Consider the following 23,698-nt stretch of genomic DNA (forward strand, 5'->3'; position numbering starts at 1 on the left):
GGTTTTTGCGAAGTGACGAATGGGCGGCTGGGGTAGCCGCCCTCACTCACTCCCAACCTCTTTCACCGAGCCCGCGAAATCCTCGAAGTCCTGAGCATCGGTGAAGTCCTTATACACGCTGGCGAAGCGAATATAGGCAACACTGTCGAGCCGTTTGAGGCCTTCCATCACCATCTCGCCGATCGCGCGCGCAGGCACTTCGCCGTCACCGCTGGTTTCCAGTTGCCGTTGGATGCCGGAGATCAGTTTTTCCAGCCTGCTCGGATCGATTTGTCGCTTGCGACAAGCGATGTCGATGGAGCGCGCCAGCTTGTCGCGGTCGAACGCTTCCTTACGTCCCTCGCTCTTCACCACCCAGATGTCGCGCAGCTGGATGCGCTCGAACGTGGTGAAGCGCGCGCCACAGGCTTCGCACTGCCGTCTGCGGCGAATGGCGGCGCCATCTTCGGTGGGGCGGCTGTCTTTTACCTGACTGTCGTCGTGAGCACAGAAGGGGCAACGCATTCAGTAATAAGCTCCGTTCGTTCGGATGAGTCGAGACACGAGATGGCACAGCCGCCGCGCCTCGACCACCCCTGACAGAACGAAGCTATCAGCCTTCGTAGATCGGGAAGCGGGCGCAGAGTGCCGAAACGCGTTCCCGGACATTGGCTTCGACCGCCGCGTCGCCATGCTCGCCATGATCCCGCAGACCTTCCAGGACATCGGCGATCATGTCGCCAATCGCCTCGAACTCAGCCACACCAAAGCCGCGTGTCGTACCGGCGGGCGAGCCCACGCGGATGCCGCTGGTCTTGGTCGGGGGCAAGGGGTCACCCGGGACGCCATTCTTGTTGCAGGTGATGAAGCTGCGCTCCAGCGCCTCGTCGGCATCCTTGCCGGAGATGCCGTAGGGACGCAGGTCGATCAGCGCCAGATGCGTGTCCGTACCGCCCGAAACGACGGCAAGGCCGCGCTGTTCCAGCTTGCCGGCCAGCGCTTTGGCATTGGTGACGATCGCCTGTGCATAGGTCTTGAACTCAGGCCGCAGTGCTTCGCCGAAAGCGACCGCCTTGGCGGCGATGACATGCATCAGCGGGCCGCCCTGAAGGCCGGGGAACACTGCCGAATTGATCTTCTTCGCAATGGCTTCGTCATTGGTCAGGATCATGCCGCCCCGTGGCCCGCGAAGGGTCTTGTGGGTGGTGGTGGTCACGACATCGGCGAAACCGAAAGGCGTCGGGTGCGCGCCACCGGCAACGAGGCCTGCAAAGTGCGCCATATCGACCATCAGCAACGCGCCCACCTTGTCCGCGATCGCACGGAACCGAGCGAAATCGAGGTGACGGGGATAAGCCGATCCGCCCGCGATGATGAGCGTCGGCTTCGCTTCGATCGCCTGCGCTTCCAGAGCGTCATAGTCGATGACGTGCGTATCCTCGCGCACGCCGTACTGCACGGCGTTATACCATTTGCCCGAAAGCGCGGGCTTTGCACCATGCGTCAGGTGGCCGCCAGCGTCGAGCGACAGGCCCATGATGGTATCGCCCGGCTTGGTCAGCGCCAGCATCACCGCGCCATTCGCCTGCGCGCCCGAATGGGGCTGCACATTGACGAAACCGCAGTTGAAGATCTGCTTCGCCCGGTCGATCGCCAGCTGCTCGACCTCATCCGAAGGCGCGCAACCCTGATAGTAACGCTTGCCCGGATAGCCCTCGGCATATTTGTTGGTGAAGACGCTGCCTTGAGCCTCCAGCACCGCTTTCGAGACGATATTCTCCGATGCGATCAGCTCGATCTGGTTCTGCTCGCGCTTCAGTTCCTTGGTGACGCCGGCGAAGACTGCCGGATCGGCATCGGCCAGGCTGCGCGTGAAATAGCCTTCCGCGCGGATATCGGAAAGGTCGGGCTGGGCGAGGGTGGCGGTGCTCATAGGGCTGGCTCCTTAAAGCGCGGGCTGAGAGAGTTTTTCGACACGGCCATAATGGCGGCCACCGCCGAATTCGGTGGAAAGAAAGGCGGTGACGCAGGCCTTGGCCATGTCTACCCCGGTCAGGCGCGCGCCTAAGGCAAGGACATTTGCGTCATTATGTTCGCGGGATAGTGCCGCCGACAATGGTTCCGACACCAGCGCACAGCGGCACGCCGGATTCCGGTTTACCGCGATGGAAATACCGATGCCAGAGCCACACAGCGCTATACCGCGCTCTGCCGCGCCGGATGCGACGGCGCTGGCGAGCTTATAGCCAAAATCGGGGTAATCGACGCGGTCGGCTGTCGCTGGGCCGAGGTCATTAACCTCATGACCTTCATCACGCAGCCAATCGGCGAGCTCGGCTTTCAGATCAACGGCGGCATGATCGGAAGCTAGGGCGATTTTCACGGCGAAATTGTCCTGTCACACAAAGGGTGATTCGTATCCCGCGCCTCTTAGGGGCAGAGGCAGCCAATTGCCACAGTCCAGCTGGCCGCTTATGGCCTGCTTCATGGCATCGACAATATTATCCATTCTCATGCTCGCGGGACTGTTTCTCACGGGCGGCGGCATCTACGCGATCGTGAAAAAGGGCGATCGCAAGCGTGGCGTCCTGATGATCATAGCCGGACTGGTCATGTTCGCCAATGTAGCGATTTCCGCTATCCCCGGCCCCGATGTACCGATGCTGGAACGCCACCGCGACTGATCCTAGGCGCGCAGCGCCATCGCCGCCAGAAGATCGGTTTGCGTCACCATTCCACGCAGCTGTCCCGCGCCATCCACGACGATGGCTTCGTGCGTCAGTCCGCTCGTCAGCGGCCTTAGCAACTGCGAGACTGGCGTATGTTCCGACACGAGCAGCGGTTCCGACGCAATGTCGCGGGCCGTCTCACCTGCCCGCGAAAGGTCGAGCGGACCGACCAGACCTTGAACGCGCCCAGCGTCATCCAGCACCGGCAGCGACAATAGACGCCGGGCATGCAGCAGTTCGGCCGCTTCGGCCACGGACTGGCTTTCACGAATGGACAGGATGTCGCGCGACATGATCTCGCCGCACGTCAGCGTGGCATGGCTGCGTTCGGCCGCGCGTACCTCCGCATCATGCAGCACGACCTGCAAATCGGCGGCGTTAACGTCCAGGACATCGCCATAGGCCTGCAACGCTTCCTCGACATCCTGTTCGGACGGCGGCGTTCGCAGCAAGGGCGCCGGATCGTTCGTCCCATGTGCGCTCGGAGATTTGGGCGCGACATGAGGATAGCTGTGCCCCGCGATCCGGTGAAAGATGATTGCCACCGCCACCAGCAGCGCAGTGTTCAGCCCCACCGGGATAAAAGCGAACATATAGCTCGGCGCACCGTTGGCAGCGCCCAGCACGGCCGAAAGTGCAACCGCGCCGCCCGGTGGATGGAGGCAGCGCAGCAGGGACATGCCCCCAATGGCGCAACCTACCGCCAGAGCAGCAGCTATCGTAGGATCAGGGATTAGTCGCGCGACGGTAATCCCGACCAGCGCCGATACGACATTGCCGCCAAAGACGGACCATGGCTGCGCAAGCGGGCTTGCAGGCACAGCGAACAACAGTACCGCCGAAGCGCCCATCGGGGCGACCAGCAACGGATGTGCTATGCCGTTCCCCAGCATCAGGCCGCAAAGCAATCCCGTGATCGCGATGCCGCCGATGGCGCCGCTCGCCGCTTTCAGCCGGTCGAAGAAACCTGGCCCGGGCGGCGCAGGTATGAAGGCGCTGTAATAGCGGCTCCATATCAGGCGAACGTCGTTGTTCTTCTCGTCACTCATGGCCCGCTGCCGCTAGTCGCGGCGACCGCGCAGGCCAAGATATATTTTCTTGATGGTTGATTTGGCCGGAAACAAAGAAGGGCCGCGTTGCGAGCGGCCCCTCTTCAGCAACTCAGCGGATCGGCGAGTCAGGCGACAGGCGCATGTCGAGATAATTGTCGACCGACTTCATCAGCTGATCCAGCTCATGTTCGAAAAAGTGGTTCGCGCCACGGATTTCGTCATGATGGATGGTGATGCCCTTCTGGGTGCGCAGCTTGTCGACCAGCTTCTGCACCGCGTTGGCCGTCACGACCTCATCCGCTGTTCCCTGCACAATGATGCCGGAAGCAGGGCAGGGAGCGAGGAAGGAGAAGTCATACATGTTTGCGGGCGGCGCGACCGAGATGAAGCCGCGTATTTCCGGACGGCGCATCAGCAGCTGCATGCCGATCCATGCGCCGAACGAGAAGCCTGCGATCCAGGTGGTCTGCGCCTCGGGGTGGAAGCTCTGTACCCAGTCCAACGCCGCGGCGGCATCGCTTAGCTCGCCGATGCCATTGTCGAAAGTGCCCTGGCTGCGGCCCACGCCCCGGAAGTTGAAACGCAACACGGCAAAGCCGCGCTTCACAAAGGTCTTGTAGAGCGCCTGCGTGATGCGGTCGTTCATCGTGCCGCCGCCTTGCGGATGGGGATGCAGGATCATCGCGACTGGCGCGCGGGGGCGAGGCGGAGGGCTGAAACGGCCTTCGAGGCGGCCTTCGGGTCCGGGGAAAATAACGTCGGGCATGGCACCTGTTATGGTTCTGGCCGCCACCCGGAGAAAGGAGGCCGGCGGTTGAATGCGGGCGCGCGAAAGCCAATGCTGGCGTTGCGCGGCAGACCGCCTATATAGAAGGCGCCGCCATTTCCGCAATCAATGAGTAACATCGCCTCGTGGCCCTTGATCGCCTTTATCTGGACCACGCCGCGACAACCCCCATGCTGCCGCAGGCGAAAGCTGCCATGCGGGAGGCAATGGACCTGTGGGCAAACCCATCCAGCCCGCATGCTGAGGGACGGGCGGCCCGTGCTGCGCTGGAGGATGCCCGATCGCGTATCGCCACTGCCTTGGGATGGAAGGGGCATGTCCTGTTCACATCAGGCGCGAGCGAGGCGATCGTCATCGGCCTGACGCGAGCGAAGGCCGCCCATATTTTCACATCTCCGGTAGAACATGATTCGGTTCTACGCGTGACGCCCGAGGCCGAACGGCTGAAAGTCACGGAAGAAGGCACTGTTTCGCTCGCTTCAACGGCGCTCGGCCTCGGTACGCTCGTCGCCATCCAGCATGTGAATAATGAAACCGGCGTCATCCAGCCGCTCGAAACATTGGATCGTCAAGGATCGATCCTCTTTGCCGACTGCGCCCAAAGCGCGGGCAAGCTCCCCCTGCCTGACGCGGACATTATCGCAATCAGCGCCCATAAATTCGGAGGGCCGCCCGGTGTAGGCGCGCTTCTCATCCGGGATTTGGGGCTACTGCAACCCAGCGGTGGTCAGGAGCAGGGCTACCGGCCCGGTACTGAAAACCTCCCCGGCGTTCTTGCCATGGCGGCTGCTCTGGAAGATCGCCCGGACTGGTTGCCGGAAGTTGCGCGACTGCGGGAGCGACTGGACCAAGCCATCGAGGAAAGGGGCGGTGAAATCGTCGCGCGTGCGGCGCTGCGAAGTCCGGCGATCGCTAGCTACCGCATGCCGGGCGTTTCGGCCCGCGCACAACTGATACAGTTCGACCTCGCCGGGATATCCGTCTCGGCGGGCAGCGCATGCTCATCCGGTTCGCTCAAGACCAGCCATGTCTTGCACGCCATGGGCTGGGACGAGGTTGCGGCGGGGGAAGTCATACGGGTCAGCTTCGGCCCTTCGACCAGCGACGCCGACATTGATCGCTTCCTGGATCAATGGACAAGGATGGCGAGCAGGCGGCCATGACCATCTATCTGGACTATCAGGCCACGACGCCGCTCGCGCCCGAGGCCTTTGACGTCATGGTCCCACTTCTGCGTGACCAGTTCGCCAACCCCCACAGCGCTCATCGTTTGGGGAGAGCCGCTGCGGCGCAAGTCGAGCTGGCGCGCGAAGAAGTCATCAGGCTCTTGCCACAAGGAGGGCGGCTGATCTTCACTTCGGGCGCGACCGAAGCGCTGAATCTAGCGATTCTCGGCGCTCCCGATGGTGACATCGTGACGCTGGCGACCGAACATGCGGCCGTTCTTGATACGGTGTCCGCGCTCGGAACCAGGGGGCGACGTGTCACGATCCTGCCAGTCGGCACCGACGGCCTTGTCGATCTGGACGCAGCGGAAGCCGCGATCAAACCCGGCGTGGGGCTCGTCGCTGCCATGCTGGTGAACAATGAAATCGGCGTCATTCAGCCGATCGACAAACTCGCAGATTTTGCTCACCGCGCAGGGGCGCTGTTCCTCTGTGATGCGGTGCAAGGCTATGGCCGCGTCCCGATCCCCGACAGCTGTGACATGATCGCCATAAGCGCCCACAAGATCTATGGGCCAAAGGGCGTGGGCGCCCTCTGGATACGGGACGAGGTGAAGTTGGAGCCCGTCATGTACGGCGGCGGGCAAGAGGCGGGCCTGCGATCAGGCACGCTATCGCCTGCCTTGTGCGCCGGTTTCGGCGTCGCAGCCCGGCTCATGCGGGAGAGGGCGGAGCAGGAGCACGCCCATGTAGAGGCGCTATGGCAACAGGCGCGCGAACTGTTTGACACATGGACCCTCAACGGCGGCGTGGACGCGCGCTACCACGGCAATCTCAATCTTCGCCGCGACGGGATCGATGGCGCCCGGCTGTTGTCGGAATGCCGTGAAGTCGCATTTTCGCTGGGAAGTGCTTGCGCGAGCGGCTCTGGGCGGCCAAGCCATGTGTTGCGCGCCATCGGATTGTCGGAGCGAGAGGCGCGCGGATCGGTGCGGATCGGCTTTGGCCGCTACACGACGCTGGCCGAATTGGAGAGCGCCGCAAAGATAATGAACGACGCGGCAGCGGTACAAGCGGCGCCGTAGCCAAGGGAGTCGCAATCATGATCAGGGTCACGTTCGTCAGCGCGGATGGCGAAAATCGTCAGGAGGTCGATGCCGCCGCAGGCTCGGTGCTTCTGGAGGTAGCTCAGGCGGCAGGCCAGCCGCTGGAGGGAACGTGCGAGGGACAGATGGCCTGTTCCACCTGCCATGTGATTGTTGAAGCAGAAGATTTTTCCAAACTGCCGCCCGCCAGCGAGACGGAGGAGGACATGCTGGACCTCGCCGCAGCAGCCACCCGGACCAGCCGCCTGTCCTGCCAGATCATATTGGAAGAGAAGCTCGACGGTCTCACCGTCCGCATCCCCGGCGAATCCTACAATATGCAGGGCATGTAGTTCATGCGCCTTTGCATCGGTGTCGCGGCGGGGATGATGTTGTCGCTCTCTGGCCCACTCATGGCGCAAGAGGATGGCGCACGCCAATCCCTCTTGCCGCCTGCGCCGCGTTACATGGTTAGCGAATCGGCGATGAAGTCCGTTCGCAACCCGCGCGAGATCGAAAAGGAGACCGGTGGCCGCCTCGGGGTCGCACTGGTCGACAACAAGGGCGGACTGCTCCTCGGCTTCAACCGGGACGAACGCTTCGCCATGTGCTCGACCTTCAAGGCGCCTCTCGCAGCGGCGGTGTTGATGGGCGCCGACGCAGGGCGGTTCGGGTTGGAAGGACAGGTGGCGTTCACTGACGAGGACATTCTCGACTATGCGCCGGTGGTGAAGGCAAACCGCAAACGCGGTCGCCTGTCCATGGCGGAACTGGCCGAGGCGGCGGTGGAGGTTAGCGACAATAGTGCCGCAAACCTGCTGCTGCCGATGATTGGCGGCACGGAAGGATTGACGGCCTTCGCCCGCGCACATGGCGATACGGTGACGAGGTTCGACAGGACCGAACCGGCGCTGAACGAAAATGTCGAAGGTGATCCCCGTGACACCACCAGTCCGGCCGCCATGGCAAACCTTATGGCTCGCTTGATTTTCCGCGACATGAAGAGCGAAAGCGCCGAGCGTCTCCGAACCTGGCTCAACGGCAGCACTACCGGCGATAAACGCATCAAGGCTGGCCTGCCAAAAGGGTGGGCCTCAGGCAGCAAGACTGGAAGCTGCGGCACGGCCTATAATGATGTGGCGTTGGTGAAGGCGCCATCGGGTGAGGAATATGTGCTGGCCGTCTATCTCGATCGGCCGACCACCGATGTCAAGGCGGCCGAGGCAGCCATCGCCGAAGCGGCCCGCGCCGCACTTGATTTCGTCGCAAAGGCGCAGCGAACCGGGCTTGAGTAACCCGGCCCTTGCCATCGCCGCAGCCTTTCGCCATATGCCGCGCCGGGAGTCGGGCGGACGTGGTCGTCGCCAACCTGGTCAGGTCCTGACGGAAGCAGCCACAACGATTTCGCCGCGGGTCGTTCCGGCTCCCACCTTTATTCGGCTTTCCGGCTTCGACAGCCGCTCCTCAAGCCGCTAGATTGTTACCATGTCCGATTCATCTCAGCCCTATCGCGTGCTTGCGCGCAAATACCGGCCGCGTAGCTTTCGCGAACTGATCGGGCAGGATGCCATGGTCCAGACGCTGGGTAACGCCATCCGTAGGGGCAGGTTGGCCCACGCATTCCTGATGACAGGGGTGCGGGGCGTCGGGAAAACATCGACCGCGCGCCTGATCGCCAAGGCATTGAACTGCGTAGGGCCGGACGGGCAGGGCGGCCCCACGATCGATCCCTGCGGCGTCTGCGAACCCTGCCAGGCAATCGCCGAGGGCCGCCATATCGATGTGGTGGAAATGGACGCTGCCAGCCACACCGGCGTCGATGACGTGCGCGAGATTATTGAGGCGGTGCGTTATGCCGCAGTCTCCGCGCGCTACAAGATCTACATCATCGACGAAGTCCATATGCTCTCGAAGAACGCGTTCAACGCGCTTCTCAAGACGCTCGAAGAGCCGCCCGCGCATGTGAAATTCCTGTTCGCCACGACCGAAGTGAACAAGGTCCCCGTCACCGTCCTTTCCCGTTGCCAGCGTTTCGACCTGCGCCGCATTCCCGCTGAACTGCTCGCGGCCCACTTTGCCCATGTGGTCGAGACGGAACAGGTTGCCGCCGAAGACGATGCTCTCGCGCTGATCGCTCAGGCGGCCGAAGGTTCTGCCCGGGACGGCCTTTCCATTCTCGACCAGGCAATCGCCCATGCGGAAATGGGGGAGGGCGCCCCGCTCGTCACCGCCGCTCAGGTCCGCGATATGCTTGGCCTGTCGGATCGTGGCGCCGTTCGCCGCCTGCTTGGCCTGCTGCTGGAGGGCGATACCGCCGCGCTGCTGGTTGCGGTGCGCGAGCAATATGCGCTCGGCGTCGAGCCCCTGTCGCTGGTTCGGGGCCTGCTCGAACTGGTGCATGCTGTGACGCTGGCGAAGGCAGGGAGGGACATCGCCAATCCCGGCCAGTCCGCGGAGGAACGGGAGGCGCTCTCAACCTGGGCCTCGCAAATCGGCTTCGCGCCGCTTCATCGGCTCTGGCAGTTGCTCCTAAAGGGCCATGACGAGGTTGCAGGCGCCACATTCCCGATCGAATCCTGCGAGATGGCGCTGCTGCGCGTCATGCACGCCGCGACCATGCCCGACCCCGGCGAAATCGCGCGCCTCCTGCGCGAAGGCTCTGTTCCGGCTGCGCAAACGCCTTCGGTTTCGGCCTCATCCGCCTCGGCTCCTACCGCATCGCTGCCCCAGGATTCTAAGGCCCTCGTCGATCTGCTTTGGGAACAAAAGAAGGGCCGGCTCGCTGACTTCCTTCATGATTGCGTGCGCATCGTCCGGTTCGATCCACCTGAATTGGAGTTACAACTAACGCAGGAGTGGGCCGACGGTGATTTCTGCCGTACGCTCTCGATGGAATTGCAGAGGGCGACGGGTTCGCCGTGGCAGATCAGGCGCAGTGAAGGCAGTGCCGTTCCGTCATTGCTGGAGCAGCAACAGGCAAGTCAGGCGCAAGAGCGCGCCGAAATATTCGATACCCCCGTGGTGAAGGCCGTGCTTGCGGCTTTCCCCGAAGCCGATCTTGATCGGACCGAAGCATGGAGCGCAGAGCGATGAAGGATCTGAACGAAATATTGGGCATGGCCAGCCGCGTGCAGGAAGAGCTGCAACGCGCACAGGACAATCTCGACAAGATCGAGGTTGAGGGAGCAGCAGGGGGCGGTCTGGTAAAGGTCCGCGCTTCGGCCAAGGGCCGGATCGTGGGCGTGTCGATCGACGACAGCCTGCTCGCGCCTAGCGAAAAGCAGATGCTGGAAGATCTCGTGGCGGCAGCTTTCAACGACGCTCGCAAAAAAGCGGACGAGGTAAGTTCTGCGGAAATGTCGAAGATGACGAGCGGCCTCCCGCTTCCGCCGGGGTTCAAGCTGCCTTTCTGATCGGCACTCGGATAACAGTCCGTTCAAAAGGACGTCACCAATTGAATGAGGCCCTGATTGTCCCCATAAAGCCATGGAACCGCATGGCAGAGCAAATAATCGTGCGGCCCGCCGGAGATTGAATGACTACGCAATATCCCCTCCTTCCGTTGCGCGACATCGTGGTTTTCCCGCAGATGATCGTCCCGCTCTTCGTCGGTCGCGACAAGAGCGTCTCTGCCCTTGAGTCGGCGATGGAAGGAAATAAGGAAATCTTCCTCGTGTCGCAGCTTGACCCTGCGGAGGATGATCCGAACCGTGACTCGCTGTACGACACCGGGGTCGTCGCGATTGTGTTGCAGCTGCTGAAGCTGCCGGACGGCACCGTCCGCGTGTTGGTCGAAGGAAAGCATCGCGCGCAATTGCAGTCGATCAGCTCGGCCGACAACCATCTGATCGCCGAAGTCGATCCGGTCGACGAGGTCGCAGCCGAAGGGCCTGAAGCCGAGGCGCTGATGCGCTCCGTTGCTGAGCAATTCGAAAACTACGCAAAGCTGAACAAGAAGCTGCCTGCCGAAACGCCGGTTCAGCTGCGTGAGATCGAGGATGCAGGCCGTCTCGCCGATGCCGTGGCTGCCAATATCAACGTGAAGGTGGCCGACAAGCAGTCGCTGCTGGTCGAGGCTGATCCCGTAAAGCGTCTGGAAATGGTCTTCGCCTTCATGGAAGGCGAGCTTGGCGTTCTTCAGGTCGAAAAGAAGATTCGCGGCCGCGTGAAGCGACAGATGGAAAAGACCCAGCGCGAATATTATCTGAACGAGCAGCTCAAGGCGATCCAGCGCGAGCTGGGTAATGGCGAAGGCGAAGAGGGCGATGAACTCGCCGAACTGGCCGAGAAGATCGCCAAGACAAAGCTCAGCAAGGAAGCGCGAGCAAAGGCGACGGCGGAGTTCAAGAAGCTCAAGGGCATGCAGCCCATGTCCGCCGAAGCCACGGTCGTGCGTAATTATCTCGACGTGCTCCTGGGCCTGCCATGGGGCAAGAAGGGCAAGGTCAAGACCGACCTGAAGCGTGCGCAAGCGATCCTGGACGAGGATCATTTCGCGCTGGAGAAGGTCAAGGACCGGATCATCGAATATCTCGCGGTGCAGGCCCGGACCAACAAGCTCAAGGGGCCGATCCTTTGCCTCGTCGGCCCTCCGGGCGTCGGCAAGACCTCGCTCGGCCGATCGATTGCCAAGGCTACGGGCCGCGAGTTCGTGCGCCAGTCGCTTGGCGGCGTGCGCGACGAAGCCGAAATCCGTGGCCATCGCCGCACCTATATCGGGTCTCTGCCGGGCAAGATCGTGACCAACCTCAAGAAGGCGGGCACGATGAATCCGCTCTTCCTGCTGGATGAGATCGACAAGCTGGGCCAGGATTTCCGGGGCGATCCGGCTTCGGCGCTGCTGGAGGTTCTGGATCCGGAGCAGAACAGCAAGTTCCAGGACCATTATCTGGAGATCGATGTCGATCTGTCGGACGTGATGTTCGTCACGACCGCCAACTCGCTGAACCTGCCGCAGCCATTGCTGGACCGCATGGAGATCATCCGGCTCGAAGGCTATACCGAGGATGAGAAGGTCGAGATTGCGCAGCGCCACTTGCTGCAGAAGCAGATCGACGCTCACGGCCTCAAGGAAGGCGAGGTGGAAGTCACCGAAGCTGCGATCCGCGATCTTATCCGCTACTATACGCGAGAGGCGGGCGTCCGCACGCTTGAACGTGAAGTGGCACGGATTGCCCGCAAGGCGCTCCGCAAGATTTTGGAAGGCGTTTTCGAGAAGGTTACGATCACGCCGGAAAATCTTGCCGAATATGCCGGGGTGCGGAAATTCCGCCACGGCGTCGGTGAGGAAGAGAACCAGATCGGTGCCGTGACTGGTCTCGCCTGGACCGAAGTGGGTGGCGAGCTGCTGACCATCGAAGCTGTCACCGTACCGGGCAAGGGCGCGATCCGGACGACCGGCAAGCTTGGCGAAGTGATGACCGAATCCGTGCAGGCGGCCTTTTCCTATGTGAAGGCGCGCTCACCGGGTTATGGTATCAAGCCCAGCCTCTTCACCCGCAAGGACATCCACATCCACCTTCCCGAAGGTGCGGTGCCAAAGGATGGACCATCCGCAGGCATCGGCATGGTGACCAGCATCGTTTCGACGCTCACCGGCATCCCTGTTCACAAGGATGTGGCTATGACGGGCGAGGTGACGCTGCGTGGCCGTGTACTTCCGATCGGCGGCCTCAAGGAAAAGCTCCTCGCAGCGTTGCGGGGCGGTATCAAGACGGTGCTGATCCCGGCGGAGAATGAAAAGGATCTGGCGGAAATTCCGGCAAATATTAGGGAAGGGCTGGAAATCGTTCCCGTTTCCCATGTGGATGAGGTGCTTGCCCGCGCGTTGATTTCGGTGCCTGAAGCGATAGCCTGGACAGAAGAAGATGACCTAGCCGCACAGCCAAGTCCGGCTGCGGGGCGGGATGGCGACGCGACGCTTCGCCACTGATTGCAAGCACAACGGTAATTAGCCGCCACTTTCAGTGAGATTTAGGCCTATGGTTGAAAATCTCATTGGAGGTGGTGGCTTTGTCGCTTTCCCTTTGACAGCCGATCAAAGCTGGGCCTTATTGCGCCGCCGACGCCGCGATTCCTTAGCTATTCACACAGTTAGAAGGGGGTTCCCAAGGTATGAACAAGCAGGATTTGATCAGTGCTGTTGCCGAAAGCAGCGGTCTTAGCAAAAGCGACGCCAGCAAGGCGGTTGAAGGCGTATTCGATTCCATTTCGTCTGCACTTAAGAAGGGCGACGAAGTCCGGCTCGTGGGCTTCGGCACCTTTTCCGTTTCGCAGCGCAAGGCGTCCACCGGCCGCAATCCGCGTACTGGCGAAACGATGACCATCAAGGCGTCGGCCCAGCCCAAGTTCAAGGCGGGCAAGGGTCTGAAGGACTCGGTCAACTAACAAGCAGGATGGCGCCTTGCAGGGCGCCTGATCCAGAACCAAGATGTTGGGCATCGCGGCCTGATTGGTTTAGGAGAGTAGCGTCGCCGAAGGTGAGAAAGCCTCGTTGCGATCATGTACTGAACAGAGGGAAGAGGGGCGCGGACCAATCGGTCGGCGCCCCGTTTCTTTTTCCATCGTGCGTACGCATTTGCCAGCTTGACGACTATCCAATCGCCGCATATGTGCCGCATCTCTCTTGGGCCGAACGGCCCTGTGGCGATCGTAGCTCAGTTGGTTAGAGCGCTGGTTTGTGGTACCAGAGGTCGGGGGTTCGGATCCCCTCGATCGCCCCATTTTCCTCCTTTTTCTGACGCGATGGGCTTCGCATGAGCCCTCCACCGGACTATAGCCCGACTATGGACGATGCGCGTGACAAGGGCCTGACCCTCAATCCAAAATATGATCGTGACGGACTGATCACAGCAGTCGTGACCGACGCTGGGAACGGCGATGTGCTGATGGTCGCCCATATGAATGCGGAAGCGCTTGCCCTGACCTTGGAAACCGGATTGGCGCATTTCTGGTCGCGCAGCCGCCAGTCGCTCTGGAAAAAGGGCGAGACGTCGGGCCACATGCTGGAAGTACGCGACATCCGGATCGATTGCGATCAGGACGCGGTTTGGGTGAAGGCGGTTCCGGCAGGTCCAACATGCCACACAGGCGCGCGATCCTGCTTCTTTCGCCACCTAGGCCCGGAAGGACTGACTGCTGTCGATACGGTGGAATAGCCTCGTCATTCTGCCGCTACTGGTCGGGTGCCAGGGGGACGGCGGGGGCTCCGCGAGTTCGGCAGGCAATACCGCCTCGACGTCCGGGCTCGAACGCGCAGCCATCGAAAGCGGCGTCATCGCGGACACCTCTAGATCGTCTCCCGTCGGACTTTTCCAGCGGCGTCATGAGGCGGGCAGTGACAGCCTGTGCATCATCCCCGGTCGATCCGGCGATTTTCGCTTCGGAGCCGAAGCCATTTTCGGCGAGGATCAACGCTGTCGAGGGCGGGGTTCCGCAAAGCGAGCCGGAGACAAGCTGATACTTAGCTTCGATCGGGCCAAGGGCTGCATCATCGTCGCCCAATATGATGGCGATCAGATCGCCTTCCCCGGTGTTCTCGACCTGAAGTGCGCTGATCTTTGCGAAGGACGGGGCTCACTCGAAGGCGTCAGCTTCCCCCGCGCATCGAGCGACGCCAGCGCTGCGCTGCGCGCCACCGGGCGCAATGGCAATCCGCTTTGTGAACAGGATTGATGCGGTTCAGCCCGCGTCTCGAACCTGACTGGTGTCCAGCATCTTACCCTGCGTGATGATCACGAGGTCCCCCACCTTCACTGCGTAAAACAGTTTGCGCGCGAAGGCGGTCGGTACGCCGATGCAACCGTGGGTGGCGCTGCCCCATTTGACGTCGCTGCCATGGATCGCCACGCCATCATTCGTCAGTCGCAGCATGTAGGGCATCGGCGCATCATAAAGGCTGGACACATGGTCCGCGTCCTTCTGCGTAATGGGGAAGGCGCCCAGGGGGCTGGGCTTATCATCGGCGCCATAAAGGATCACCGCCGCGCCGATTTCATGGCCAGCGCGAAAAGCTGACAGCGTCTGAGCTTTCAGGTCCACCGTGATGATGACCGGTCCCGTCGCAGGCGCCCGGCTGTCATCCCAGACATAGTCGCCATGGCGGAACGGCCCCTTGATCGGCAACACGCTTTTGACCACCAGCGCATGGGGACCGACGGGCAGCGGCTGTGACCGGCTTCGCTCGATCGGTGCCTTGGCAGGGGCGCTTTCAGGTGAGGCGGCCTTATGCGGCGATGCCTCAAGGTCGCGCCCGTGATCCATATAAATGTTCACCAGCAAACCGGCAGCGCCAAGCACGCCGCCTATGATCAGCTTCGGTCCCGCTGCTTTCGCTACATTCCGGATCAGTCGCGCCATGCCCGTTCTATTGCATGCAAAAGGTTAAGCTCAGCCTTCCCGATCCACCTCGGCCGCCGCGATTGCGGTCAGGTTCAGGACGCCACGAGCGGTGACACCTGGCGTCAACACATGAATGGGTTGCGCCAACCCCATCAGCATCGGCCCCACGGTCGGCGAGCTGGACGAGGCGGATAGCGCGGTGAGGGTGATATTCGCCGAATCGAGGTTCGGCATCACCAGCAGATTGGCAGGTCCCTCAAAGCGAGTATCTGGCACCAACCGTTCCCGCAGCGATTGGCTCAGTGCCACATCCGCATGCATTTCACCATCGACGAGCAGATCCGGCGCCTGTGCCTGCACCAGTTGCAACGCCGTCCGCATCTTCCGCGCGCTGGGGCTGTGCGAAGCTCCAAAGTTCGAATGCGAAAGAAGCGCCACGCGCGGCGCAAGGCCGAAGTGCCGAAGCTCGGTAGCGCCCGCTATAGCCATCTCAGCCACCTGCTCGGGTGTCGGATCGGGGACCATATGCGTATCGGTGATGAACAGCGCACCGGCGTCCAGGATCAGCCCCGACAGCGCATAGACGCGACTATGTCCCGACCGACGCTCAATGATCCGCAGGACATGTTCCACCTGACCCCAATATTCGCTGTTGCCGCCGACCAGCGCCGCATCGACGCGCCCGGTGCGCAGCAGCATCGCCGCCGTGACCGTCGGGCGCCGATATACGTGACGCAACAACTCGGCTGTAGGGACGCCTTTGCGCGCTGCGATGGCGCGATACGCATCCACCAACTGCCCGAGCAGTTCATGATCGGTTTCGGGATCGACCACTTCCACATCGCGATCCAGCTCGAACCGTAGGCCAAGGCTGGGCAGCTTATCCTTCAATATCCGCCGCCGCGCGACGATGACGGGACGAACGATCCCCTCGTCCAGACCGTCCTGAATCGCGCGCAGCACGCGCTCATCCTCGCCTTCGCCATAGGCGATGCGGCGGCAGGTGCCCCGCGCGGCCTCAAACACCGGCAGCATCAACTGCGCTGATCGCGTGTTCTGTTGGGCCAGTGACCGGCGATAGGCTTCGATATCCAGTGATCGCTTCGCCACGCCGCTGTCCATCGCAGCTTTGGCCACCGCAGGCGCAATCTCTGCGATCAGCCGGGGATCGAAGGGCGTCGGAATGATATAGTCCGGCCCGAACGCCAGCCGCCGCCCACCATAGGCCTGCGCAACGCTGTCATGCGCTGGCAACCGGGCGAGCGCGGCGATCGCTTCCGCCGCTGCGGCCTTCATGGCCTCGTTAATCTCGGTCGCGCGGGCATCCAGCGCCCCCCGGAACATATAGGGGAAGCACAGGACGTTATTGACCTGATTGGGATAGTCGGAGCGCCCGGTTGCAACGATCGCGTCGGGCCTTGCCTCGCGCGCGACCTCGGGCCGGATCTCCGGCTCCGGATTGGCCAGCGCGAAGATTAGCGGATTCGGCGCGAGCAGGGGCAGCCATTCAGGCTTCAACACCCCCGGCGCCGACAGGCCCAGGAAAATATTAGCCCCCGGCAGCACTTCGGGCAAAGTCCGCGCATTGGTCTCGCGCGCGTAACGGGCCATGTTCGGCAACATGCCCTCACGACCGGAATGGATGACGCCATCCTTGTCCGTCAGCGTCACATGCTCTTGCCGAAGGCCCATCGACACCAGCAGATCGACGCAGGCCAACGCGGCAGCCCCTGCACCAGAAGTCACAAGCCGTGCTTCGGCGAGCGTCTTGCCCTGCAAGACCAGCGCGTTTCGCACGGCGGCCGCCACGACGATCGCCGTCCCATGCTGGTCGTCGTGGAAGACCGGAATCTTCATCCGCTTCTTGAGTTCCGCCTCGATGGCGAAACATTCCGGCGCCTTGATATCTTCCAGATTAATGCCGCCGAATGTCGGCTCCAGCAGCGCCACGGCCTCGATGAACTTTTCGGGGTCGGTCGTGTCCACCTCGATATCGAACACATCGATGTCGGCGAATTTCTTGAAAAGGACAGCCTTGCCCTCCATCACCGGCTTGGAGGCAAGCGCACCGATGGCACCCAGCCCCAGCACGGCCGTGCCGTTGGAGATCACCGCGACCAGATTGCCGCGCGCCGTATAGTCCATCGCTTTGTCGGGATCTTCGGCGATTTCCAGGCAGGGGGCGGCCACGCCGGGCGAATAGGCCAGCGCCAAGTCGCGCTGGTTCACCATGCGCTTGGTAGGTTCTATCCGTAGCTTCCCCGGCTGGGGAAAGCGATGATAATCCAGGGCTGCGCGGCGGGTGTTGTCGTCCATGACGCGGCCTTATTATTGATTTGGAATAGGGGCAATGCCGACAGGCCCGTAAATGGCCGATTTGCGTGTCTTGTCGGATAAGAGACCCCACTTGACCGCTGCGATGAAAAGCCCCGCTTGTGCGCCGGGGCGCTTCCCACTAAATCGCGCGCATGACATCGACCAACGACATTCGCCGCTCCTTCCTCGACTATTTCGGGGCGAACGGCCACACCATCGTTCCTTCAGCGCCTCTGGTGCCGCATAACGACCCCACGCTGATGTTCGTCAACGCGGGCATGGTGCCGTTCAAGAATGTCTTTACGGGCCTGGAAACACGGCCCTACAAAACCGCGACCAGCAGCCAGAAGTCAGTTCGTGCAGGCGGTAAGCACAACGATCTCGACAATGTCGGCTATACCGCGCGCCACCATACCTTCTTTGAAATGCTGGGCAATTTCAGCTTCGGCGATTATTTCAAGGAACAGGCGATCACTCACGCCTGGACCCTGTTGACCAAAGAATGGGGCATCCCGGCGGAAAAGCTGACCGCGACTGTCTATCATACCGACGACGAAGCCTTCGACCTGTGGAAGAAGATCGCCGGGCTTCCTGAGCATAAGATCATCCGCATTCCGACCAAGGATAATTTCTGGGCCATGGGCGACAGTGGTCCCTGCGGTCCCTGTTCGGAAATCTTCTACGACCATGGCGATCATATATGGGGCGGCCCTCCGGGATCGCCGGAAGAGGATGGCGACCGCTTCGTCGAGATTTGGAACCTCGTCTTCATGCAATATGAGCAGGAAGCGAACGAGATCGTCGGCGAATTGCCCAAGCCCAGCATAGACACCGGCATGGGTCTGGAGCGCATCGCCGCTGTGCTGCAAGGCGTCCATAACAATTACGATACCGACACGTTCAAGGCGCTGATCGAGGAATCGGGCGCGCTGACCAAGACCGCCATCGATGGCGAGCATCAGGCCAGCCACCGCGTCATCGCGGACCATCTTCGCTCCACCAGTTTCCTGATCGCGGACGGCGTGCTGCCCGCGAACGAAGGCCGCGGCTATGTCCTTCGTCGCATCATGCGCCGCGCCATGCGCCATGCCCACATCATCGGCGCGAAGGAACCGTTGATGCACCGTCTGGTGCCTAGCCTTGTCTCCGAAATGGGAGGTGCGTATCAGGAACTGGTCCGCGCCCAACCGCTGATCGAGGAAACGCTGCTGCGTGAGGAAACCCGCTTCCGCCAGACGTTGGAAAAGGGTCTCAAGCTGCTCGACGAAGCGACGGTCGATCTTTCCGAAGGCGGCACGTTGCCGGGCGAAACCGCGTTCAAGCTCTACGACACCTTTGGCTTTCCCTATGACCTGACCGAAGACGCGCTGCGTTCACGCGGCCTGGGCGTTGATCGTGAAGGCTTCGACGCCGCGATGGCCGAGCAGAAGGCCGCCGCCCGCGCTGCGTGGAAGGGCTCGGGTGAAAAGGCGTCTGACGAAATCTGGTTCGATATTGCCGAGAAAACGGGCAATACCGAGTTCATCGGCTACAGCTCGACCGAGGGCGAGGGCGAGGTGCTGGCGATCGTCAAGGACGGTGTGAACTTCGACAGCGCATCGGCCGGTGATACGGTTACGATCGTCACAAATCAGACGCCATTCTACGGCGAAAGCGGCGGCCAGATGGGCGACGCTGGCACGATTACGTCGCTGTCCGGTCTGGTGGCTGATGTAGAAGATACCGCAAAGCCACTTGGTCGACTGCACGCGCATCGGGCGAAAATTGGGACGGGCAGCATCAAGGTTGGCGATACGGTGCATCTCACCGTCGACACCGACCGCCGCGATCGCATCCGGGCGAATCATAGCGCTACCCACCTGCTCCATGCCGCGCTCCGGAACACTCTGGGCGCTCATGTGACGCAGAAGGGGAGCCTCGTGGCGCCCGATCGTCTCCGCTTCGACTTCTCGCATCCCGAAGCGCTGACCCACGGTCAGATCGCCTCGATTGAAAGCCTGGTGAACGAACAGGTCCGCCACAATGAGAGCGTCACGACGCGCCTCATGACGCCCGATGACGCTATCGCGGCGGGCGCTATGGCTCTGTTCGGCGAAAAATATGGCGACGAGGTCCGCGTTCTTTCCATGGGTAAGGGTGACGCGAACAGCTATTCGGTTGAGTTGTGTGGTGGCACCCACGTCCGCGCGACGGGTGACATTGCGATTTTCAAGATCATTTCGGAAAGCGCGGTATCTTCGGGAGTCCGCCGCATTGAGGCACTGACTGGAGAAGCGGCCCGCCTGTGGTTGACCGACCGCGAAGATCGGTTGCGTCAGTCTGCCGCTGCGCTCAAGACGACTCCAGAGGAAGTGCCCGCGCGCATCGCCGCTCTGGTGGAACAGAGCCGTAAGCTCGAACGTGAATTGGCCGAAGCGAAGAAGGCTCTGGCCCTCGGCGGGGGCAGCAGCGCTCAGGTGGCGGGGCCTGAAAAGGTCGGCCAGATCGACTTCATCGGCCAGGTGATCGAAGGGCTTGATCCCAAGGAACTGCGCGGGATCGTTGACCAGAACAAGGCCGCGCTGGGCAGTGGGGTGTCCGCCGTGCTCGCCGTGGTGGACGGCCGCGTCAGCATCGCGGTTGGCGTGACGGATGATCTTACCGGCACGATCAGCGCCGTCGATCTTGTCCGTGCGGGCGTGGAAGCGCTAGGCGGGAAGGGCGGCGGCGGCCGTCCGGACATGGCTCAGGGCGGTGGACCGGAAGCAGAAAAGGCGGGGGCCGCGATTGACGCGGTCAAGGCGGCCCTGGCCAGCGTCCCGGCATAAAAATTCCAGGTTTCGGAGACCGCCGACAAGGAGGCGATGCTTAAGCTGCGCTTTCGCCACCTTGTTTCTGCGGTCATCACCGCTAATCTGATGAGAGACAATGATCGGGGGGATCATGCGGTTTCTTGTTGCTATCTGTTTACTGCTGGCACCGGCAACGGCGCGTGCTGAATGGCTGGAAGCTTCGAGCGACCATTTCGTTGTTTATGCCGAAGCTCGGGCAACGGACGCTCGTCTCTTCTCACAGCAGCTTGAAAGCTACCATGCGGCCATGGCGGCGGTCACGGGAACGCCGAACCTCCGTCCTAGCCCCTCCAATCGCCTCACTATCTATGTGGTGAGCAGTGAAGCCCAGGTCCGAAAGCTTTATGGGGCCAATTCGCAATATATAGGCGGATTTTACATACCCCGTGCTGGAGGATCGGTCGCGATCGTTCCCCGGGTCAGAGCGACGCGCGGTCAAATCGACACGTCGATGATCACGCTGCTCCATGAATATGCACATTATTTTCTTATCGGATCGAGCAACTTCCCGATGCCGCGCTGGATGTCGGAAGGTGCGGCGGAGTTCTTTTCGTCAGCCGCTTTTCCCAATGATGGCGGGGTCGAACTCGGGCGGCCCGCGCAGCATCGCGCCTATGAGCTTTATATGGCGATCGACGTGACCGCGAACGATCTGCTGGATCCCGCCGCCTATGAAAAGCGCCGAGGCAAGGGGTATGATGCGTTCTATGGCAAGAGCTGGCTGCTTTATCATTACCTGACTTTCAGCCCAGAGAGGAAAGGCCAGCTTTCACGCTACCTCACCCTTATGTCCCAGGGTAAGGAACCACGGTCTGCTGCAATCGAAGCGTTTGGAGATTTCGGCCAGCTCGAACACGAGTTAGACCGCTATCTCCTCAAATCCCGCATGACCATGCTTAAGCTGCCAGCCAGCATGATCAAAACCGGCCCCGTTGTCGTGCAAGGAGTAAGTGCGGGAGCAAACGCAATGATGCCGGTCATCATTCGTTCCAGGCGCGGCGTCGACGATGAAGGGGCCAAGGCCGTTCTGGCGGACGCGCGCGCCATAGCTTCGCGCTTCCCGAAAGATCCAGCGGTCCTATCCGCGTTGGCGGAGGCCGAACACGACGCTGGGAACGATAAGGAAGCGATCGCCGCAGCAGATGCTGCCCTGGCTAACGACCCGAAGCAGGTCAACGCCTATGTCCAGAAGGGGCTGTCCCTTTATCGCATGGCGCCAGATGCCCCGGATCAGGACGAGGGCTATAAGCAAGCGCGCGCCACTTTCATTGCACTCAATCGCATAGAAAATGACCATCCGCTGCCGCTCTTCTATTATTATGACAGCTTCGCCCGGCAGGGGAAAACGCCATCTTCGCTCGCGCTTCAAGGACTGGAGCGCGCGTCGGAACTGGCGCCCTTTGATCTCGGCCTGCGCATGACCCTGGCGATGCAGCAATTGCGTATCGGTGACCGCAAAGAGGCGCGACGCAATTTACTACCCGTGGCCTATAACCCCCATGGCGGCAACCTTGCTGAGACCGCAAGCACAGTATTGGAACGGATGGACAAGGAACCGAACTGGGATGGGAGCGGCATGTCGGGTACGGGGCCTGACAATGCTGTAGCTATTGGACCTTAAGCGACCTCGTCAGGGCGGAGTCGCCTCAGTTTTGGAGCGGTATCCATTTGCGCCGCATCTTTAATGCCCATGCGCAAGTCCTCACGCGTTTGATGGATCGAGGCAATAACCGGCCCCATCGCCACGCCCAGATCGATGAGCGCGGTTTCTGCGAGTTGTAGCGAGCTCTCGAGCGTCTCGGGAACCGCATCGCTTGCGCCCACCCGGTAGAGCTGTGCCGCATGATCAGTATCGCGCGCACGGGCGATGATCGGCAAATCCGGCACCCATCCACGCACCCGTTTCGTGACACGCACCGAAAGCACGGGATCGTCCATGGTAAGGATCAACGCTCGCGCATGGCCCAAACGGAGCTTGTCGAGCATTTCGACGCGCGCGACGTCCCCGAAGAGGATTGGGTAGCCGCCACGACGCCCCTCCGCCACTACGTCCGGGTCGGATTCAACAACGGTGAAACGCTGGTTGTGGAGGCGAAGCAGATCGCACACCATTCGCCCGACGCGCCCGAACCCGATTACGACAGCGGCCGCCTCGGTACTTTCCTGCTGTAGGTCTGGCGCTTCCTCGCCAAGCGCCATTTCCAGCCTGCGCGCAATGTCGTGACCGATACGCGCGAGAAGTGGCGTGATCGTCAGGCCGATGGCCGTGACGATCTGCCAAAAGGCTGCGGTGGACGGGAGAATGAGCTTGGCTGCTGCTGCTGTCGAAAGCACGATGAGGGTCGTTTCAGAAGGACTGGCCATCAGCACGCCAACTTCCAGAGCCACGCCCTTTCGCGCGCCCGAAAAATAGAGGAGCGCGGCGGTGACCAATGTTTTGACCAGGACGACTCCAACGACCGCAAGAACAAGGCTCGGCCAGTTCGCCAGGATCACCCGGACGTCCAGGCTCATGCCCACAGTGATGAGGAACACGCCAAGCGCCAGCCCCTTGAAAGGGGCTGTCATCACTTCGACCTCACCATGATATTCGGTCTCTGCGATGAGTAGGCCTGCCAGCAGTGCGCCGACGATTGGCGAAAGGCCTGCGAGCGAAGTCGCGATGCTCGAAACGATGACCACCAGCAGACTGGCTGCAAGAAAAACTTCAGGACTTTTGGTCCGCGCGGCCTGGCTGAAGATATGTGACAGAAAAATGCGGCCAAGAACGAGCATCACCGCGATCGTGATGCCGCCTTTTAGCAACGTATCGGCCAGTTCGCTCCAGGCACCGTCAGGACTGGAGGCTATTGACGGCGCGAGCGCGCCGAGCATGAATATTATTGGGACCAGCGCCAGATCCTCGAACAATAGCATCGCGAAGGCGGCCCGGCCCACGGCGCTTTGGGTGCCCACCATAGGGAGCACCACGGCCGTCGAGGAAAGGGCTAGGGCAAGACCCAATCCGACAGCCCCTGCGGTCGGCTGTCCCAGAAAGTAGAGGCCCAAAGCAATCAGCGACGCTCCCCCGATTAGTTCGGCGGCACCGACCCCGAACACTTGGGCGCGCATTGTCCAGAGGCGGCGAAAGCTGAGCTCAAGCCCGATCGAGAAGAGAAGTAATATGACACCAAGCTCAGCGAATGGTTCAATCGCTCCTCTGTTTGAGATGGTGACATGATAAAGCCACGGATATTCGGCGACCAGCGCGCCAAGGCCGGATGGGCCGACAGCTAGCCCGACCAAGATGAAGCCAATGACGGGACTGATCCTCAAGCGTGCAAAGGCGGGGATAACCAGCCCGGCGGCCCCCAAGATGACGAGGGAATCGCTGAAACTTTGTGGATTGATTGCACCGGCCATGCGCCATCATT

At 61.5% G+C, this 23,698-nt stretch carries 20 protein-coding genes, 1 tRNA gene, 1 other RNA gene and 1 pseudogene; 15 read left to right on the plus strand and 8 right to left on the minus strand.

Going from position 1 to position 23,698, the window contains the following annotated elements:
- Nucleotides 1-42: 42 nt before the first annotated feature.
- From nrdR to rpiB, 3 genes are all read right to left on the minus strand, one after another.
- On the minus strand, nt 43-504 hold the full coding sequence (gene nrdR / locus ACYU81_RS13395) for a transcriptional regulator NrdR (protein ID WP_196226215.1): 462 nt from the start codon (nt 502-504) through the stop codon (nt 43-45).
- An 88-nt stretch (nt 505-592) separates the two neighbouring features.
- Nucleotides 593-1,912: a serine hydroxymethyltransferase gene (gene glyA / locus ACYU81_RS13400; protein ID WP_460988023.1), complete on the minus strand. Its 1,320-nt coding sequence runs from the start codon at nt 1,910-1,912 to the stop codon at nt 593-595.
- A 12-nt stretch (nt 1,913-1,924) separates the two neighbouring features.
- Nucleotides 1,925-2,362 (minus strand): ribose 5-phosphate isomerase B, encoded by a 438-nt coding sequence (rpiB, locus tag ACYU81_RS13405; RefSeq protein ID WP_449472229.1) that lies wholly within the window; start codon nt 2,360-2,362, stop codon nt 1,925-1,927.
- 103 nt (nt 2,363-2,465) lie between these two features.
- Here rpiB and ACYU81_RS13410 point away from each other — a divergent pair, with 103 nt between their 5' ends.
- Nucleotides 2,466-2,663, plus strand: coding sequence for a hypothetical protein (locus tag ACYU81_RS13410; protein WP_460988024.1), 198 nt, complete (start codon nt 2,466-2,468; stop codon nt 2,661-2,663).
- Between the two features lie 2 nt (nt 2,664-2,665).
- On the opposite strand, the gene ACYU81_RS13415 is transcribed toward ACYU81_RS13410, so the two are convergent.
- Together ACYU81_RS13415 and ACYU81_RS13420 are read right to left on the minus strand one after the other, a co-directional pair.
- Nucleotides 2,666-3,757 carry an HPP family protein gene (locus tag ACYU81_RS13415; protein ID WP_460988025.1) on the minus strand — a complete coding sequence of 364 codons (1,092 nt, stop codon included), beginning with the start codon at nt 3,755-3,757 and terminating at the stop codon, nt 2,666-2,668.
- Nucleotides 3,758-3,869: 112 nt separating this feature from the next.
- Entirely contained in the window at nt 3,870-4,526 is a 657-nt protein-coding gene (locus ACYU81_RS13420) for an alpha/beta hydrolase (RefSeq protein WP_196226211.1), read from the minus strand.
- A gap of 146 nt (nt 4,527-4,672) precedes the next feature.
- Here ACYU81_RS13420 and ACYU81_RS13425 point away from each other — a divergent pair, with 146 nt between their 5' ends.
- The 12 genes and pseudogenes from ACYU81_RS13425 to ACYU81_RS13480 all read left to right on the plus strand — a co-directional run bounded on the left by ACYU81_RS13425 (nt 4,673) and on the right by ACYU81_RS13480 (nt 14,472).
- Entirely contained in the window at nt 4,673-5,710 is a 1,038-nt protein-coding gene (locus ACYU81_RS13425; protein WP_460988026.1) for a cysteine desulfurase family protein, read from the plus strand.
- Nucleotides 5,707-6,798 carry a cysteine desulfurase family protein gene (locus tag ACYU81_RS13430; protein WP_460988196.1) on the plus strand — a complete coding sequence of 364 codons (1,092 nt, stop codon included), beginning with the start codon at nt 5,707-5,709 and terminating at the stop codon, nt 6,796-6,798. The genes ACYU81_RS13425 and ACYU81_RS13430 overlap by 4 nt, the downstream gene beginning before the upstream one ends.
- Nucleotides 6,799-6,815: 17 nt before the next feature.
- Nucleotides 6,816-7,151, plus strand: coding sequence for a 2Fe-2S iron-sulfur cluster-binding protein (locus ACYU81_RS13435; protein WP_460988028.1), 336 nt, complete (start codon nt 6,816-6,818; stop codon nt 7,149-7,151).
- 75 nt (nt 7,152-7,226) lie between these two features.
- Nucleotides 7,227-8,093 (plus strand): annotated as a pseudogene (gene blaSGM / locus ACYU81_RS13440) (SGM family class A beta-lactamase); the annotation flags it as partial.
- A gap of 41 nt (nt 8,094-8,134) precedes the next feature.
- An RNA gene (gene ffs, locus ACYU81_RS13445) (signal recognition particle sRNA small type) lies at nt 8,135-8,232 on the plus strand.
- Nucleotides 8,233-8,283: 51 nt separating this feature from the next.
- Nucleotides 8,284-9,891, plus strand: a complete 1,608-nt coding sequence (locus ACYU81_RS13450; protein WP_460988029.1) for a DNA polymerase III subunit gamma/tau — start codon at nt 8,284-8,286, stop codon at nt 9,889-9,891.
- Nucleotides 9,888-10,211 (plus strand): YbaB/EbfC family nucleoid-associated protein, encoded by a 324-nt coding sequence (locus ACYU81_RS13455; RefSeq protein WP_196226206.1) that lies wholly within the window; start codon nt 9,888-9,890, stop codon nt 10,209-10,211. The genes ACYU81_RS13450 and ACYU81_RS13455 overlap by 4 nt, the downstream gene beginning before the upstream one ends.
- Nucleotides 10,212-10,333: 122 nt before the next feature.
- Nucleotides 10,334-12,730 carry an endopeptidase La gene (gene lon / locus ACYU81_RS13460; RefSeq protein ID WP_460988030.1) on the plus strand — a complete coding sequence of 799 codons (2,397 nt, stop codon included), beginning with the start codon at nt 10,334-10,336 and terminating at the stop codon, nt 12,728-12,730.
- Nucleotides 12,731-12,912: 182 nt separating this feature from the next.
- Nucleotides 12,913-13,185 (plus strand): HU family DNA-binding protein, encoded by a 273-nt coding sequence (locus tag ACYU81_RS13465; protein WP_196226204.1) that lies wholly within the window; start codon nt 12,913-12,915, stop codon nt 13,183-13,185.
- Between the two features lie 258 nt (nt 13,186-13,443).
- Nucleotides 13,444-13,520 (plus strand) — tRNA-His (locus ACYU81_RS13470).
- Nucleotides 13,521-13,583: 63 nt separating this feature from the next.
- Nucleotides 13,584-13,955, plus strand: coding sequence for a phosphoribosyl-AMP cyclohydrolase (gene hisI / locus ACYU81_RS13475; RefSeq protein WP_460988197.1), 372 nt, complete (start codon nt 13,584-13,586; stop codon nt 13,953-13,955).
- Nucleotides 13,942-14,472: a hypothetical protein gene (locus tag ACYU81_RS13480; protein ID WP_460988198.1), complete on the plus strand. Its 531-nt coding sequence runs from the start codon at nt 13,942-13,944 to the stop codon at nt 14,470-14,472. Before hisI ends, ACYU81_RS13480 begins: the two co-directional genes overlap by 14 nt.
- Nucleotides 14,473-14,478: 6 nt before the next feature.
- Here the strand turns inward: ACYU81_RS13480 and ACYU81_RS13485 are convergent, their stop codons facing one another.
- Both ACYU81_RS13485 and ACYU81_RS13490 read right to left on the minus strand, forming a co-directional pair.
- Nucleotides 14,479-15,156: a L,D-transpeptidase family protein gene (locus ACYU81_RS13485; RefSeq protein WP_460988031.1), complete on the minus strand. Its 678-nt coding sequence runs from the start codon at nt 15,154-15,156 to the stop codon at nt 14,479-14,481.
- A gap of 30 nt (nt 15,157-15,186) precedes the next feature.
- Complete coding sequence (locus tag ACYU81_RS13490; RefSeq protein WP_460988032.1) at nt 15,187-17,454, minus strand: NADP-dependent malic enzyme; 2,268 nt, start codon at nt 17,452-17,454, stop codon at nt 15,187-15,189.
- 152 nt (nt 17,455-17,606) lie between these two features.
- Between ACYU81_RS13490 and alaS the strand changes: the two genes are divergently transcribed.
- Nucleotides 17,607-20,261 (plus strand): alanine--tRNA ligase, encoded by a 2,655-nt coding sequence (gene alaS / locus ACYU81_RS13495; RefSeq protein ID WP_460988033.1) that lies wholly within the window; start codon nt 17,607-17,609, stop codon nt 20,259-20,261.
- A 100-nt stretch (nt 20,262-20,361) separates the two neighbouring features.
- A complete protein-coding gene (locus tag ACYU81_RS13500) occupies nt 20,362-21,906 on the plus strand; it encodes a hypothetical protein (RefSeq protein ID WP_460988034.1) in 1,545 nt (514 codons plus the stop codon).
- On the opposite strand, the gene ACYU81_RS13505 is transcribed toward ACYU81_RS13500, so the two are convergent.
- Nucleotides 21,903-23,687, minus strand: coding sequence for a cation:proton antiporter domain-containing protein (locus tag ACYU81_RS13505; RefSeq protein WP_460988035.1), 1,785 nt, complete (start codon nt 23,685-23,687; stop codon nt 21,903-21,905). The genes ACYU81_RS13500 and ACYU81_RS13505 overlap by 4 nt on opposite strands.
- Nucleotides 23,688-23,698: the final 11 nt, after the last annotated feature.

It is taken from the genome of Sphingobium sp. TomTYG75 (assembly GCF_054771635.1).